At 64.4% G+C, this 13,041-nt stretch carries 19 protein-coding genes and 1 pseudogene; 12 read left to right on the forward strand and 8 right to left on the reverse strand.

The genetic code is table 11. The annotated features are described in order from the left end of the window. Nucleotides 1–545: 545 nt before the first annotated feature. Both Q8K08_RS08925 and Q8K08_RS08930 read left to right on the forward strand, forming a co-directional pair. Nucleotides 546–866 (forward strand): H-NS histone family protein, encoded by a 321-nt coding sequence (locus tag Q8K08_RS08925; protein WP_305249818.1) that lies wholly within the window; start codon nucleotides 546–548, stop codon nucleotides 864–866. A gap of 30 nt (nucleotides 867–896) precedes the next feature. Next, nucleotides 897–1,703 (forward strand): annotated as a pseudogene (locus Q8K08_RS08930) (HAD-IC family P-type ATPase); the annotation flags it as partial. Nucleotides 1,704–1,811: 108 nt separating this feature from the next. Here Q8K08_RS08930 and Q8K08_RS08935 read toward each other — a convergent pair. The 5 genes from Q8K08_RS08935 to Q8K08_RS08955 all read right to left on the reverse strand — a co-directional run bounded on the left by Q8K08_RS08935 (nucleotide 1,812) and on the right by Q8K08_RS08955 (nucleotide 4,190). Beyond that, complete coding sequence (locus tag Q8K08_RS08935; protein ID WP_305249820.1) at nucleotides 1,812–2,261, reverse strand: DUF305 domain-containing protein; 450 nt, start codon at nucleotides 2,259–2,261, stop codon at nucleotides 1,812–1,814. 58 nt (nucleotides 2,262–2,319) lie between these two features. Beyond that, nucleotides 2,320–2,451 carry a hypothetical protein gene (locus Q8K08_RS08940; RefSeq protein ID WP_305249821.1) on the reverse strand — a complete coding sequence of 44 codons (132 nt, stop codon included), beginning with the start codon at nucleotides 2,449–2,451 and terminating at the stop codon, nucleotides 2,320–2,322. Nucleotides 2,452–2,610: 159 nt separating this feature from the next. Further along, complete coding sequence (locus Q8K08_RS08945) at nucleotides 2,611–3,366, reverse strand: transglutaminase family protein (RefSeq protein WP_305249822.1); 756 nt, start codon at nucleotides 3,364–3,366, stop codon at nucleotides 2,611–2,613. Nucleotides 3,367–3,435: 69 nt separating this feature from the next. Continuing rightward, complete coding sequence (locus Q8K08_RS08950; protein ID WP_305249823.1) at nucleotides 3,436–3,762, reverse strand: YnfA family protein; 327 nt, start codon at nucleotides 3,760–3,762, stop codon at nucleotides 3,436–3,438. 2 nt (nucleotides 3,763–3,764) lie between these two features. Beyond that, a complete protein-coding gene (locus Q8K08_RS08955; protein WP_305249824.1) occupies nucleotides 3,765–4,190 on the reverse strand; it encodes a helix-turn-helix domain-containing protein in 426 nt (141 codons plus the stop codon). Between the two features lie 168 nt (nucleotides 4,191–4,358). Here Q8K08_RS08955 and Q8K08_RS08960 point away from each other — a divergent pair, with 168 nt between their 5' ends. The 7 genes from Q8K08_RS08960 to Q8K08_RS08990 all read left to right on the forward strand — a co-directional run bounded on the left by Q8K08_RS08960 (nucleotide 4,359) and on the right by Q8K08_RS08990 (nucleotide 8,954). Continuing rightward, nucleotides 4,359–4,976: an SCO family protein gene (locus Q8K08_RS08960; RefSeq protein WP_305249825.1), complete on the forward strand. Its 618-nt coding sequence runs from the start codon at nucleotides 4,359–4,361 to the stop codon at nucleotides 4,974–4,976. Beyond that, entirely contained in the window at nucleotides 4,969–5,391 is a 423-nt protein-coding gene (locus Q8K08_RS08965; RefSeq protein WP_305249827.1) for a disulfide bond formation protein B, read from the forward strand. The genes Q8K08_RS08960 and Q8K08_RS08965 overlap by 8 nt, the downstream gene beginning before the upstream one ends. Beyond that, nucleotides 5,388–6,041 (forward strand): thioredoxin domain-containing protein, encoded by a 654-nt coding sequence (locus Q8K08_RS08970; protein ID WP_305249828.1) that lies wholly within the window; start codon nucleotides 5,388–5,390, stop codon nucleotides 6,039–6,041. The genes Q8K08_RS08965 and Q8K08_RS08970 overlap by 4 nt, the downstream gene beginning before the upstream one ends. 31 nt (nucleotides 6,042–6,072) lie before the next feature. Next, nucleotides 6,073–6,531, forward strand: a complete 459-nt coding sequence (locus Q8K08_RS08975; RefSeq protein ID WP_305249829.1) for a copper chaperone PCu(A)C — start codon at nucleotides 6,073–6,075, stop codon at nucleotides 6,529–6,531. After that, nucleotides 6,531–7,163, forward strand: coding sequence for an SCO family protein (locus Q8K08_RS08980; RefSeq protein ID WP_305249830.1), 633 nt, complete (start codon nucleotides 6,531–6,533; stop codon nucleotides 7,161–7,163). The genes Q8K08_RS08975 and Q8K08_RS08980 overlap by 1 nt, the downstream gene beginning before the upstream one ends. Before the next feature lie 88 nt (nucleotides 7,164–7,251). Further along, nucleotides 7,252–8,448, forward strand: a complete 1,197-nt coding sequence (locus tag Q8K08_RS08985) for a permease (RefSeq protein WP_305249831.1) — start codon at nucleotides 7,252–7,254, stop codon at nucleotides 8,446–8,448. 32 nt (nucleotides 8,449–8,480) lie between these two features. Then, a complete protein-coding gene (locus Q8K08_RS08990; protein ID WP_370870535.1) occupies nucleotides 8,481–8,954 on the forward strand; it encodes a DUF411 domain-containing protein in 474 nt (157 codons plus the stop codon). Nucleotides 8,955–8,969: 15 nt separating this feature from the next. On the opposite strand, the gene Q8K08_RS08995 is transcribed toward Q8K08_RS08990, so the two are convergent. Together Q8K08_RS08995 and Q8K08_RS09000 are read right to left on the reverse strand one after the other, a co-directional pair. Further along, a complete protein-coding gene (locus Q8K08_RS08995; protein WP_305249833.1) occupies nucleotides 8,970–10,289 on the reverse strand; it encodes an MFS transporter in 1,320 nt (439 codons plus the stop codon). A gap of 9 nt (nucleotides 10,290–10,298) precedes the next feature. After that, a complete protein-coding gene (locus tag Q8K08_RS09000; protein ID WP_305249834.1) occupies nucleotides 10,299–10,559 on the reverse strand; it encodes a metal-sensing transcriptional repressor in 261 nt (86 codons plus the stop codon). 114 nt (nucleotides 10,560–10,673) lie between these two features. Here Q8K08_RS09000 and Q8K08_RS09005 point away from each other — a divergent pair, with 114 nt between their 5' ends. The 3 genes from Q8K08_RS09005 (at nucleotide 10,674) to Q8K08_RS09015 (ending at nucleotide 12,441) form a co-directional block, all read left to right on the forward strand. Further along, nucleotides 10,674–10,994 carry a hypothetical protein gene (locus tag Q8K08_RS09005; protein ID WP_305249835.1) on the forward strand — a complete coding sequence of 107 codons (321 nt, stop codon included), beginning with the start codon at nucleotides 10,674–10,676 and terminating at the stop codon, nucleotides 10,992–10,994. Between the two features lie 63 nt (nucleotides 10,995–11,057). Further along, the gene (locus Q8K08_RS09010; protein ID WP_305249836.1) at nucleotides 11,058–11,786 is read left to right on the forward strand and encodes a HupE/UreJ family protein; all 729 of its coding nucleotides are present in this window, start codon (nucleotides 11,058–11,060) and stop codon (nucleotides 11,784–11,786) included. Nucleotides 11,787–11,808: 22 nt separating this feature from the next. Next, entirely contained in the window at nucleotides 11,809–12,441 is a 633-nt protein-coding gene (locus Q8K08_RS09015) for a transmembrane anchor protein (RefSeq protein WP_305249837.1), read from the forward strand. 151 nt (nucleotides 12,442–12,592) lie between these two features. Here the strand turns inward: Q8K08_RS09015 and Q8K08_RS09020 are convergent, their stop codons facing one another. After that, nucleotides 12,593–12,757 carry a hypothetical protein gene (locus Q8K08_RS09020; protein WP_007803240.1) on the reverse strand — a complete coding sequence of 55 codons (165 nt, stop codon included), beginning with the start codon at nucleotides 12,755–12,757 and terminating at the stop codon, nucleotides 12,593–12,595. Nucleotides 12,758–13,041: the final 284 nt, after the last annotated feature.

The raw sequence follows: 13,041 nt of genomic DNA on the forward strand, positions 1-13,041 counted from the left end.
CTATCGTCTCCACAACCAGCATCCCGCAAAACGTCCCCCGAATATTCCTCGGGCGGACTATGGACCCACGCCCCGATGGAGGGGTCCCTTTTGGACGCCGATCACTCCGGTAGCGGGGTCCTTATTGCGCGCCGATCAACATCTTCGGGACCGTCCCTTCGACAAGACCCGGCAAAAGCCCGTCGGGTGACGCGTGCACGGTGGACGGAACGGACGCCGGAAACCCACAGAGGACCGGGGTGGAGCGGGCAGCCCCAAAGGGGCAACACGGCCCGGACTGACGCGGGGTTGCGCGCAGGCAACCGAACGGGATTAGGGGATTGTCAGTCGAAGGGATGGCCCGGGAGACAGAGATGCGCGGGGAGCCCATGCCAGACCCTGTCACCTTGCCAATTCGGACAGCCTGACCCCCAGTTCAGCACATCACTGGCGACGGAAACGGAGACCACCAGCCTTTGCCACCCCTTGCCTTGCCTAGCGGGAGTTGCGGCACCCGGCCGCGACGCGCTATCGATACTGGATCATTCAGGACATGGACCGCATCAATGGCTGATTACGATCTCGAGGCACTGTCGCTCAGCGAGCTGAAGAAAATGCAGAAGGACGTCGCCAAGGCAATCTCCACCTATGAGGATCGGCAGAAGGCGGAAGCCCGCGCAAAGGTGGAAGATCTCGCCCGGGACCTGGGCTACTCCCTGGCCGAACTCGTCGGCACCGATGTGAAAACCTCGCGCGCGCCTGCCGCGGCGAAATACCGGCACCCTGAGAATCCGTCGCATACCTGGTCCGGCCGGGGTCGCAAACCGCAGTGGTTCGTGGAGGCGCTGTCAGGGGGCGAGACCGCAGAGGACATGGCCATTGACTGACGGATGGAGCGACGGGGCCGAGCCCAAAGATCGGAACACCCGCTGGCCGAGGCCCAGGTTGCGCCGCGTCAGGACGCCACCGACTTCGACGCCGTCACCGGCAAGGGCGTACGCGGAAAGGTTGGTGGACGCGCGGTGGCACTTGGCAACGCCGCAATGATGCAGAAATTGGGGCTGGACATCGGTGAGGCTGAAGCCAGGGCCGATGTCCTGCGTGCCGAAGGGAAGACGGCCATGTTCATCGCTGTCGATGGCGCGCTTGTCGGCATTGTGGCAGTTGCCGACCCGATCAAGGACTCGACGGCGCAGGCCATCAGGGAACTACACGCACAGGGACTACGGGTCATCATGGCCACTGGCGACAACGAGCGAACCGCGCAGGCAGTGGCGGGCAAGCTGGGAATTGACGAAGTGCGCGCGGGTATCCTGCCCGAGGGCAAGAAGGACCTGATCGAGCAGTTGCGTCGCGACGGCCACAAGATCGCGATGGCAGGCGACGGGGTGAACGACGCCCCGGCGCTCGCCGCCGCCGATGTCGGGATTGCCATGGGCACCGGCGCGGACGTGGCGATGGAAAGCGCAGGCATCACCCTCCTGGGCGGCGACCTGATGGGCATCGTCCGGGCACGAAAACTCGCGCGCGCCACCTTGCGCAACATCAAGCAGAACCTGTTCTTCGCCTTCGCCTACAACGCGCTTGGCGTTCCCATCGCAGCAGGGCTGCTCTACCCGGTTACCGGCCTTCTGCTCTCACCGATGATAGCGGCGGCGGCCATGAGCTTGTCGTCGGTCTCGGTGATCACCAACGCCCTGCGGCTACGGCAGGTCGACCTTTGAAGGCTGACCGTGACGCGGGCAAAACGGAGCGGCTCTCGCCTTGGGACATGCACTGAAACAGACAGGATCAAGTGACTGCGCGGCGTGCGCTACGCGACCCGCACAGTCTCAGCTGGCGTTCTCAGCCAGCCATGTGGTCATTTGCTCGATCTCGCCGACCTGCGCGGCAATGATCTCTTCGGCGAGTGCTCGCATCTGCGGATCGTCGCCATGCGCGAGCAGCACCTGCGCCATGTCGATTGCACCTTGGTGGTGAGCGATCATCCCGCATGCGAAGGCCACGTCGGCATCCTCCATCATCATGCCCTCGTGCATAGCCGGCATGCTGATCATCATCCGGCGCATGTTTTCCTGCACGTGCTCGGGCATGGTTTCGAGGTCCATACCCATCATGCCCATCATGCCACCCATCTGATCGCCCTGCATGGCGCCATGATCCATAGCGGTCGCAGAGATACACTGCGCGGGCAGCTGGAAGTCCGCGTCTTGCGCCGAGGCAGGCACATAGAATGCGGTCGCTCCTAGTGCAGCCGCAGCAATGACTTTCGAGATTTGCATTTGAGTTCTCCTGATTGCTAAAGTTTTCTGGGCGAACGGTCCGCCATCAAGCCGCTCTTCACGGCGCAAACGCGGCACATGTGAGCGTCGCTACTATGGCGAATTCGGTGGCGCCGGACACAAGGCCAACGCTTTTCTTGACCAGATCGCCGTCCAGCAACATGGAGGGGCAGAGCGAATGGGTTGGCATGTGCACATTCTTGCCGCACCCCTCACTCGCCGTGTTATCGATCTGGGACTTACTTTTACCGCAACCCGTACGTTGGTTAATGCCCAAGTTGTTCAAGTCAGTGGAAGGTCAAGGGGCGGTTCAGCCGCCCTGCTATTCAAACTTCCCTAACCCGCGCGGTCAAGCGGTACCGCGGGTCACCCGACTATGGTTGACGCGCGTGCGGAGCCCCCGCCCCCCGCGAATGCTCCGAACGCGCGCGTTCATCCAGTGTCGGACGATGCTGCGGTAGAACCAGTCACGGAGCGGGCCAAACGCCTGACTATGCTCTTCATAAAATACGTCCGGCGTCTCGAACGTTCCGAAGTCGCGGGCGATGCCGGTCTTCTGGATGTAGGTATCGCGCCCCGTCCAGTCGACCGGCGGTGCGCTCAGACAGTCCGTTCCTGCGCCATATCCGCAAAGGCTCTCGGTGCCGACAAAAGCGTCCTGCAACCGCCGAAGAAACTGGCTGTCGAGGATGAAGCCTTCTAGGTTGATCCACCTTCCGCCGGCCCAGACCTCGACCCAGGAATGCAAGATCTCCGCAGGCGCGATCGGATAAACAATCTCCGGTACCACACCACGCTGGAGCGCCTTGTGGATGGTGAAGCCGTGCAACCGGCACGGCACATCGAGCGCGCGCAAGAGGGCCATCAAGAGCGTTCCCTTCGTGTTGCACTGGCCGTAGCCGTCGGCCAGCACCTCAGAGGCGGCGATGTCGTCTGCCCGGTTGTAGCCGAAGAGGATCTCGTTCCGAACGAAGTCGTAGGCGGCGCCGATGCGGTCATGCTCGGAGAGTTGGCGCCACCCCCTCGCATCGATCAGGCGGACGATGGCCTCCGCACGGAAATCCAGAAGCGGCGTGGGCTCAAGCGGGTGGGTGCGGTCGATCATGATGGGCTCCTTCGAATCGGCTCATGATCGGTGTAATTGCTACAGTCACTGTAGCTTCAAGCGATTTTTTCACGCCGCTCTTGGCGCCGCGAGGATGATGGCGGCGCCGACAAGGCAGAGGGCCGCCCCGGCAAGGTCCCAGCCGTCCGGCCGCTGACCCTCCGCACCCCACATCCAGAGTAGCGACGCGGCAATGTAAACCCCGCCATAGGCGGCAAAGGCGCGCCCCGCGAAGCCTGCCTCGACCTGCGCGAGCAGCCAGCCGAAAAGCGCAAGGCTTGCTACGCCCGGCACGAGCCAGAACATGGACGCGCCGCTGCGCCACCAGGCCCAGACGGCGAAGCAGCCGGCGATCTCGGCCAGCGCGGCCAACGGGTAGATCAACGCCGCCGGCATCCTCAAACGCCCTGTCCGTGATCCGTCAGGCAGGCGGCATGGTCCCGCAGAACCTCAAGGACGCGGCAGTCCGCGACGGTGTCCCGGCTGCATTCCCCGAGCATGCGCTTGAGCTCCTTGCGCAGGGCGTCCAGCCGGGTAATGCGGACCTCGACCTCCTTGAGCTGGCGGTGCGCGATGCGGTCCACATCCGCGCAGGACCGGTCCGGGTTGTCGGAAAGGTCCAGCAGCTCACGGATCGCCTCGAGCGTGAAGCCAAGCTGCCGCGCATGCCGGATGAATGCGAGCCGGTCGAGATCGCTGTCCCCATACCGACGTTGCCCGCCCTCCGTCCGCCCCGGTTCCGGCAAGAGTCCGATCTGTTCGTAGTAGCGGATGGTCTGCACCTTGGTGCCAGTGCGCTTGGCCAGCGTGCCGATGGTCAGCATGAAATGCCCCCCTAATTGCTACAGCCTTTGTAGGTTTGGTCGAGGCGATTCACAAGCCGTCACGAAAGCGTCAGCGCCCATCCCAAGGGCAAGAAAACGCTTGAACCTCTACCTACTGTAGCTTGTAAGCAGGCACCAAAATGAAGAATTGCGAGGCATTTCTGGCAGATGACGGGACTTCAGAAGGGTTTGTGGGCGGCAGTGGCCGTCGCCGCGCTTGGCGCGGGCGGTCTGGCTCTCTTCGATGCCCGGTCGCCGGACACGACGGCAAGCGCAGAGGCCAACGCACCGGCCTCGGTCGTGGCGGAGTTCGAGTTGACGGGCCATAACGGCGTTGCCCGCACGGCCGAGGATTTGCGCGGCCAGTGGAGCCTCGTCTTCTTCGGCTTCACGAACTGCCCCGACATCTGCCCCACCACCCTGGCGGAGATCGCGCAGGTCATGGACGACCTCGGTGCGCAAGCCGACGCGGTCCAGCCGCTCTTTATCTCGGTCGACAGCGAACGCGACCGGCCCGAGGCGCTGGCCGAGTACGTCCCCCAGTTCCATCCGTCTATTCTGGGCCTCGCCGGCACGCCGGAGCAGATCGAGGCCGCCGCCGCATCCTTCAAGATCTTCTACGAGCGCGTCCCGGAAGAGACCGCGCCGGACGGCTACACGATGGGGCACACCAGCCAGGTCTTCCTCTTCGACCCAGAGGGCGCTTTCGTGCGGCTATATAGCTATGGTACGCCTGCGCCGGAGATCACCGCCGATCTTCGCGCGCGGATCGATGCAGATGGATAGGCTGCGCGGCGAACCTGCCCTGTGGCTGGCGTGGCTCCTGGCCTTTATTGCCTCGCTTGCCGTGCTCTTCATCGGCGAGGTGCTGGGGCAGACGCCCTGCTCGCTGTGCTGGTTCCAGCGCGCCTTCATGTTCCCGCTGGCGGTCCTGCTCGGCCTCGGCCTCTGGTGGCGCGACACATCGGTCGCACGCTACGGCGTGGTGCTGGCGCTGGCGGGCGCCGCCGTCGCCGTCTGGCATTTGGCGTTCTATGCCGGGCTGATCCCTGAGCGCATCCAACCCTGTGCCGCAACCGGCCCCTCCTGCACCGACGCCAACCAGCTGATCCTCGGCGTGCCAATCCCGGCGCTGGCCGTCCTGTCCTTCCTTGCCATCGCGGCGCTCTGCGCCCTCTCGCGAAAGACTGTCCCCGCATGACCCGCAGACCGCTCATCCTCTCTATCCTCGCGCTGGCGCTCGTCCTCTTCGCGGGCGGCGCATGGTTCGTCTCTCGTCCGGACGCACAGGTCGCGACCGTGCCGCCCGAAGTGGCCGAGGCGCTGGTGCGGCCATGGTCGCCGGTGCTGGGGCGTGATGATGCGCCTGTCACCATCGTCGAGTTCTTCGACCCGGCCTGCGAGGCCTGCCGCGCCTTCCACCCCATCGTGAAGGACATCATGGCCGAGCACGGCGACGCCGTGCGTGTCGTGGTGCGCTACACGCCGTTCCATGGCGAGGTCTCGGAGGTGGCGATTCGCGTTCTGGAAGCCGCCCGGATGCAGGGCGTCTTCGAGCCGGTGATGGACGCGCTGATGCGCGAGCAGCCACGTTGGGCGTCGCATGGCGGGATGCGGACTGACCTGATCATCCGGATCGCGGGCGAGGCCGGGCTCGACGTCGCGGCGGCGGAAGGGCAAATCCGCTCGCCCGAGGTGGTCGCAGTGCTTAACCAGGACCGGGCCGACGTGCAGGCGGTCGGTGTCCGCTACACGCCGACCTTCTTCGTGAACGAGCGTCCGCTCGAGCCGTTCGGCGAGGCCGAACTCCGCGCGCTCGTTGCGGAAGAAGTCCATCGGACCGGGTCCTGACCGGATGCAGACCAGAATTTGGAGACTGAACATGAGACCATTCGGCATCGCTACCCTTGTCCTCTCGCTTCTGGCTGCGGCGCCACCTGTCCTTGCCGACGGGGATGACGTGGTGATCGAGGACGCGTGGTCACGCGCTTCGATCGGGACGAGCCGGCCCGGCGTGGCCTATATGACCCTGCGCAACACCGGGGCCGAGCCCGTCATGGTAACCGGAATGCGCACCGACCTTGCAATGATGCCGATGATCCATGCCACCACCACCGATGCGCAGGGCGTCACCCGCATGTCGCACATGGAGGAGGTGGAGATCGCCGCGGGCGAAGCCGTCGCGCTTGCGCCCGGTGGTCTTCACGTGATGCTCATGGACCTGCAGCGTCCGATGGTCGAAGGGGAAAGCTATACCCTGTCGGTGATCTTTGCCGACGGGACGGAAGCCTCGATCCAGGTGCCGATCCTTGGCATGGCGTCGCGGGGTCCAGCGGACTGATGCGGCGGCGTGCGCTCCTGCGATACGGCACGCTTGGCCTTGCCGCCGTCGCGGTGACGCTCTTCGCGGGCTGGTGGCAGGTCGAGGGCCCCGGTGCGCCGGACATCGCCATGGGCGACCGGCGTCCGCTGCCGCTGACAAACATGGACTTCACGCTGACCGACCATGAGGGGCGACCTGTCGGTCCCGAGACCCTGATCGGCCGCCCGTCGCTCGTTTTCTTCGGCTTCACCTGGTGCCCGCAGGTCTGCCCGACGACGCTCGCAGACATCTCGCATTGGCTCGATGGTCTCGGCGCGGAAGCGGGGATACTAAACACCGTGCTCATCACGGTCGATCCGGAACGGGACACCGCCCAGGCGATGGCCGAATATGTCGGCTATTTTCATCCTCAGATCCGCGGCTGGACGGGCACTCCTGCGCAGATCGCGCGCGCGGCGGAAGGCTTCCGGGTGCGCTACGAGAAGGTTGCGCTCGACGGCGGCAATTACACGATGAACCATACGGCAGGTGTGTTTCTGTTCGATGCAACAGGCGCGCTGGTCAGCATTATCGACTTTCACGAACCCCGCGAGTTCGCGCTCCCCAAGATCCGCCGCGCGATGGAGCGCAGCGAGCCCGGGACGGGGTGAGAAACGTCGTGCAGGAAATTTCCGAAACCCTCTTGAACCTACAGTTGCTGGAGGTCGTACGTTACGATCAGATGACGGAGACCGTGCCATGAACGAGATCAGCCAGCCCGCGACGGCCCGCGCCGCAGCCTCCACCTGTGACGCGGGCGGCTTCGTCCTGCCGGGCGATCCGCCGCCGCGGTTGGCCTCTGCTGCGGCGGCATCCTGCTGTGGCGGAAGCGGTGAGACGGCGGCGGCCTCCTGCTGTGGTCCGTCCACGGGCGTGGATGCACCCACATGGCGCCGCGTTGACTGGATGCTCTGGGGCTCGGGCGCGATCATCGTGATCTCCTACCTCGCGGGTTTCGTCCTGCCGCACGATGCGCCCCTCGGGCTCGGCGTCTTCACCCACGGCGTGCAGGAGATGATGAATCTGATGTGGTGGGGCATCCTGGTCGGCATGCTTGCCGTCGGCCTGATCGACCGTGTGCCCCGACAATTCGTCATCGGCGTCATCGGCCGTGACCAGGGCGCGACAAGCCTCGTGCGCGCGGTGCTGGCGGGCGTGCTGCTCGACCTGTGCAACCACGGCGTGCTGATGGTCGGTGCCAAGCTCTACGAACGCGGCGCGAGCCTCGGGCAGGTCTTCGCCTTCCTGATCGCCTCGCCCTGGAACTCGTTGTCGCTGACGATCATCATCGGCGTGCTGATGGGGTGGCAGTGGATGGCGGTCTTCCTTGTCGCGTCGCTGGTCATCGCCTTCGCCACCGGCCTTATCGTCGAAGCGCTGGAACGCGCAGGCCGCGTGAAGCCGAACCCGAACCGCGTGGACCTGCCCGCCGATTTCCACGTCTGGCGCGAGGCAAAGGCCGGCTTGCGCGCCACCCGCTACGATGCCGCCTTCGCCCGCGACATCGCGCGCCGGTCTGTCACCGCAAGCCGCATGGTCCTGCGCTGGTTGTTCTTCGGCGTGGTGCTGGCGGCGCTGATCCAGGCGACGGTGCCGACCGAGGTCTTCGCGACGTGGTTCGGCGCGACGCTGCTCGGGCTTTTCACCACGCTTGTTGCCGCCACGATCATCGAGGTTTGCTCGGAAGGATCGGTGCCGATCGCCGCCGACCTGATGACGCGGGCCGCGGCGCCGGGCAATGCCTTCACCTTCCTGATGGCGGGCGTGGCGACCGACTACACCGAGATCCTTGTTCTGAGGGAGGTCACGGGGCGGCTGAAGGCCGCGCTGCTGCTGCCGCTGCTGACCGTGCCTCAGGTTCTTGTGATCGGCTGGGCCTTGAACGTGGCGGGATGACAAAGCACAAAACCGAGACCGGAGGAAAGATCATGCCCATATTGTCCCGCCGCAGCCTGATTTTCGGCGCCGCCAGCCTCGCCGCCCTTGCGCCGAAGTTGAGCCTTGCGCAGGGCGCTCCTGCCATTCATGTCCTGAAGGATCGCAACTGCGGCTGCTGCGAAGCCTGGGTGCAAATCCTGCGCGCCGATGGTATGACGGTCACGACCGAGAACAGCTTCGGCACGCTTCTGATCCGCCACAAGCTCGACAACGGGATCCCGCAGGAGATGATCTCCTGTCACACGGGCGAGACCGACGGCTATTTCATCGAGGGGCATGTTCCGCCCGCAGATATCCGGCGGCTGCTCGAGGAACGCCCGGATGCGGTCGGCTTGGCTGTTCCTGGCATGCCCTACGGCTCTCCCGGGATGGGGCCCGAGGAGAGTCGCGAAGCCTATGACGTGTTCCTGATCCGCCGTGACGGCAGCACCGAGGTATTCACGAGCTATGAGGCGGCTGCCTGACCTGGATAATCACGCTCAAAGTTGTGATGCCCAACGTGGATGCTCTTCGTCCACAACGAAGGGATGCGCGTGGCGCCGGGCGCCATGCAGGTGTGGATGATCGAGCGGCAGGTTTTCATGCGTATGCTCGAAGCTGTCGAGATCGCCGGACGGCCATTGGCGCAGCGCGGTCAGCGCGCCTATGCCAGCCAGAGCCGCCAGCAGACCCAGCGCAACAACGGGCCCGAACTGCGTCATCAGCCATCCCGACAGCGGATAGGTCAACAGCCAGCAGGCGTGGCTAAGCGCGAATTGCGCGGCAAAGAGCGCGGGGCGGTCCTCGGCATGCGCGGACCGGCGCAACAACCGGCCCGAGGGCGTGAGCACCGCCGAATAGCCTAAACCCACTAGCAGCCATGCCGCCAGAAGGAACGGCCATTCGAGGCCGAGGGCCGCCATATCTGCGGCAAGCGACAGCAGCGTCAGCACCATCAGCGCGGCACCGGCTACCATAACTGGCCGGTCCGGCACGCGGTCCAGAATCCGCGGCAGCACGAGCGCCGCGATCATCGACCCTGCGCCGAAGGCGAACATCGTCCAGGCCAGCGCCGCGGCATCCAGCCCCAGCGTACTGCGCACCAACACCACCGAATTGACCAGCACCATCGCGCCCGCCGATGCAGCAGCGAGGTTCAGCGCCAAGAGCCCGCGCAGACGCGGCGTGGCAAGGTAGATTCGGATGCCGCGCGTGGTGCGGTCATAGACGCCGCGCGGCGACGACGGTTTCGGGCTAGGCAGCAGCACCGAGACAACCAGCACCGCCGAGGCCGCGAAGCCGACCACGGTGCCCAGGAACAGGGAATTGTAGCTCATCACCGCCAAGAGCAGCGCGGCGAGGGTGGGGCTTGCGATGTTCTCCAGATCATAGGCCAGCCGCGACAAAGACAGCGCGCGGGTGTAGCGCGCTTCCTCCGGCAACACGTCCGGGATCGTGGCCTGAAAGGTCGGCGTGAAGGCAGCCGAGGCCGATTGCAGCAGGAAAATCAGGACATAGACCTGCCAGACCTCGGTGACGAAGGGCAGGCACAGCGCAACCCCCGCCCGGACCAGATCGAGCGTCACCAGAAGCGCTCGGCGCGGCACCCTGTCGGCAAAGGCCCCCGCGATGGGGGCGATGCCGACATAAGCCACCATCTTGATGAAGAAGACGGTGCCCAGCACCATCGCCGCGTCATCCCCCGCGAGGTCAAAGGCCAGAAGCCCCAGCGCGACCGTGGCCAGCCCCGTTCCGAGCAGTGCGACGACCTGTGCGGCAAACAGGTGGCGGTAGGTGCGATCGGCGAGAATTTCCAGCATCGGTGCGCCTTACAGATATCGGGCGATGGTCTTGAGCTCCGCCCGGTCTTCGGGCGAATGCTCGGTATCCAGACAATGGTCCATGTGGTCATGGATCAGCGCGCGCTTGGCATTCACCACGGCTTTTTCCACGGCGTGGAGTTGCTGCGCAATCTCGAGACAGGGTTTGCCCGCCTCGATCATCTCGATCACGGCGCGGAGGTGGCCATCGGCACGTTTCAGCCGGGCGATCAGGGCGGGGTGGGTTGCATGCAGTTGCGATTCTGACATACATATAAAGTATCCCCCCTAGGGGGATATAACAAGACGGCACCGCACGCGTGCCGCAAGAGTTTTGGGCAGGCTTTCGTGACGCGGACAGGGCAGACAATGGCAGGGCGGATCATGACGGCACTTCTGTGCCTGTCACTGTTGTGCTGGTCGATCCTGCCCAGCCTGTCCCATGTCCCTCGCATCGCCGAGACGATTAACGAGCATGCCCAGATGATCGCCGATCACGGCCATAGCCACGGGTTCCAGGAAGACCTGCTCTGGGCGCTGCACGGCCATAGCCACGACGCAGTCGATCACGACCACAGCCCGGCTCTTGCAGTCATGGCCGCCAGCGGCGGTATCTGGCCCGACGCACAAGATGCTTGGCGCCTGCGGGCGTCACAGTCGGGTCCGCACCGCATTTTCCGGATTGAACGACCTCCGCGTGTCTGACCAGCCGCTGCGCGAAATGCGCAGCGGGCATCGTCAGACACCATCAACAACGGAGTTTTCTTCATGCGTTCGACTTCATCGGGCCTTCGCGCGCTGGCATCTTGCCGCGCCACGGCTCTGATCCTCACCGTGCTTGCGGTTTACGCCTTGAGCGTCGCCCAAGCCCTCGCCCATAACGTCACTGCCGGTGACGCGGGCTATATCCAAGAGATTTGGGGGGTAAAGATCATCCCGTTCATCTATCTGGGCGCCAAGCACATGGTGACCGGATATGACCACATCCTGTTCCTGCTGGGCGTTGTCTTCTTCCTCTACAAGATGAAGGACGTGGCCATCTACGTCAGCATCTTTGCCGTTGGCCATTCGGTGACGATGCTGCTGGGGGTCTGGTATGGCTGGGGCATCAACGCCTACATCATCGACGCGATCATCGGCCTGTCCGTGGTCTATAAGGCACTCGACAACCTCGGCGCCTATCAGAAGTGGTTCGGGGTCCAGCCCAACACAAAAGCGGCCACACTGATTTTCGGGCTGCTGCACGGCACGGGTCTGGCATCCAAGATCCTGGACTACGACATCCCGCAAGATGGGCTGCTGCCCAACCTCCTGGCGTTCAACGTGGGCGTTGAAGTGGGCCAGTTGCTTGCCCTCGCCGTCATACTGATCGTCATGGGCTATTGGCGGCGCAGCCCGAATTTCATGCGACAGGCCACGGTCGCGAATGTGATCATGATCGGCCTCGGACTTTGGCTGACCGGCATTCAAGTCGCCGGCTACCTGGCCTCAACCTGAATTCTGGACATTGGAGAGTAATATGAACAACGCACCCAAACCCAACCTCGAAGACCTGCCAAGCAAGGCGCAACTGTTCCGGTCAACCGTGATCGCGGGCATCGGGGCTGTGGTGATTACGGTCACCGTCTATCTGCCCGCAGAATATGCCATCGACCCGACCGGGATAGGCCGCGTTCTCGGGCTGACAGAGATGGGCGAGATCAAGGTTCAGCTGGCCGCAGAGGCCGAGGCGGATCGCCTGCTGGACGAGCAGCGTGCCCGGGATCAGTCCTCAAGTGTTCTTGACGCCGTCTTCGGCCTGTTTGTCGGCACAGCCCACGCGCAGGAGGCTCAGGTCGCTTGGCGGGACGAAGTCACATTCACCCTCGAGCCCGGAGCCACCGCAGAAATCAAGATGACGATGGAAGCGGGAGATGTGGCCGAATACTCGTGGACCGCGACGGGCGGCCGGGTCAACTTTGACCTGCACGCCCATAGCGGCGGTGAGTCTGTCGATTATGAACGTGGCGCCGGTAAAACCGAAGGCGCAGGCAGCATCGAAGCCCCCTTTGCCGGTGATCATGGCTGGTTCTGGCGCAACCGCGATAGCACGGCGATCACGATGACAATCCAGTTGCGCGGTGAATACAGCGGCGTCGTGGAGACATACTGATACAGGCTGCGGTCATTTGCGGCTTCGTCCGTGGGTGGCCGCCTTTCAGTGGCCATACCACTCAATCCGAATTGGTAAGTCGGTATAACCGACGAACGGTCCGGGGCGCACCTGCGCCGAGCCCGGGCCCTCGGGAAGTGAGGCCGAAGCCTCACCCGAAGGGATCGTATTCCGAGACGATCACGACCTCGTCACCGTCGATTTCATCGGCGGGGACGGCGCCAAAGGTTCCATCCCCTGCCTGGAAGACAACGATCGAAACCATGAGCGTGGCGGCGAGGGAGGCGGCGAAGGCGTGAGCATCTTTGCGGGACATCTGTTTGGCTCCTGTCTGGGAGGCGGGGGACCATCCCCCGCGCGACAGGACCCCGCAGGCCCGAAGACTGGCTGACATCACCGGGTGCGTTCGGCTTGCCCGAATCCACCCGGCGGCACGGGCTTGCCCGTAGTCCGACCCCGCGCGGGTTGATCTCGAAGACAGGATTCGGGGCAAGGAAGGGAATGGCGAGCGGGGGATGGTGCCCCAACGTCAGGAGCCGGTTGTCCCGCTGATGCTTTTAACGCCGCCAGCCTCCCGGGCAGGCTCTTGGTTGGTAGCCT

It is taken from the genome of Pseudotabrizicola sp. (assembly GCF_030684215.1).
Taxonomy (GTDB): Bacteria; Pseudomonadota; Alphaproteobacteria; order Rhodobacterales; family Rhodobacteraceae; genus Pseudotabrizicola.

What these genes read in the sequence shown, in the direction of transcription:
- Q8K08_RS09010 (WP_305249836.1), top strand. Translation starts at nt 11,058, where the DNA reads ATGCGTTCGACTTCATCGGGCCTTCGCGCGCTGGCATCTTGCCGCGCC.
- Q8K08_RS08945 (WP_305249822.1), bottom strand. Translation starts at nt 3,366, where the DNA reads ATGATCGACCGCACCCACCCGCTTGAGCCCACGCCGCTTCTGGATTTC.
- Q8K08_RS08935 (WP_305249820.1), bottom strand. Translation starts at nt 2,261, where the DNA reads ATGCAAATCTCGAAAGTCATTGCTGCGGCTGCACTAGGAGCGACCGCA.
- Q8K08_RS08965 (WP_305249827.1), top strand. Translation starts at nt 4,969, where the DNA reads ATGGATAGGCTGCGCGGCGAACCTGCCCTGTGGCTGGCGTGGCTCCTG.
- Q8K08_RS08985 (WP_305249831.1), top strand. Translation starts at nt 7,252, where the DNA reads ATGAACGAGATCAGCCAGCCCGCGACGGCCCGCGCCGCAGCCTCCACC.
- Q8K08_RS08975 (WP_305249829.1), top strand. Translation starts at nt 6,073, where the DNA reads ATGAGACCATTCGGCATCGCTACCCTTGTCCTCTCGCTTCTGGCTGCG.
- Q8K08_RS09000 (WP_305249834.1), bottom strand. Translation starts at nt 10,559, where the DNA reads ATGTCAGAATCGCAACTGCATGCAACCCACCCCGCCCTGATCGCCCGG.
- Q8K08_RS08950 (WP_305249823.1), bottom strand. Translation starts at nt 3,762, where the DNA reads ATGCCGGCGGCGTTGATCTACCCGTTGGCCGCGCTGGCCGAGATCGCC.
- Q8K08_RS08980 (WP_305249830.1), top strand. Translation starts at nt 6,531, where the DNA reads ATGCGGCGGCGTGCGCTCCTGCGATACGGCACGCTTGGCCTTGCCGCC.
- Q8K08_RS09015 (WP_305249837.1), top strand. Translation starts at nt 11,809, where the DNA reads ATGAACAACGCACCCAAACCCAACCTCGAAGACCTGCCAAGCAAGGCG.
- Q8K08_RS08925 (WP_305249818.1), top strand. Translation starts at nt 546, where the DNA reads ATGGCTGATTACGATCTCGAGGCACTGTCGCTCAGCGAGCTGAAGAAA.
- Q8K08_RS09020 (WP_007803240.1), bottom strand. Translation starts at nt 12,757, where the DNA reads ATGTCCCGCAAAGATGCTCACGCCTTCGCCGCCTCCCTCGCCGCCACG.
- Q8K08_RS09005 (WP_305249835.1), top strand. Translation starts at nt 10,674, where the DNA reads ATGACGGCACTTCTGTGCCTGTCACTGTTGTGCTGGTCGATCCTGCCC.
- Q8K08_RS08960 (WP_305249825.1), top strand. Translation starts at nt 4,359, where the DNA reads ATGACGGGACTTCAGAAGGGTTTGTGGGCGGCAGTGGCCGTCGCCGCG.
- Q8K08_RS08995 (WP_305249833.1), bottom strand. Translation starts at nt 10,289, where the DNA reads ATGCTGGAAATTCTCGCCGATCGCACCTACCGCCACCTGTTTGCCGCA.
- Q8K08_RS08955 (WP_305249824.1), bottom strand. Translation starts at nt 4,190, where the DNA reads ATGCTGACCATCGGCACGCTGGCCAAGCGCACTGGCACCAAGGTGCAG.
- Q8K08_RS08940 (WP_305249821.1), bottom strand. Translation starts at nt 2,451, where the DNA reads ATGCCAACCCATTCGCTCTGCCCCTCCATGTTGCTGGACGGCGATCTG.
- Q8K08_RS08970 (WP_305249828.1), top strand. Translation starts at nt 5,388, where the DNA reads ATGACCCGCAGACCGCTCATCCTCTCTATCCTCGCGCTGGCGCTCGTC.
- Q8K08_RS08990 (WP_370870535.1), top strand. Translation starts at nt 8,481, where the DNA reads ATGCCCATATTGTCCCGCCGCAGCCTGATTTTCGGCGCCGCCAGCCTC.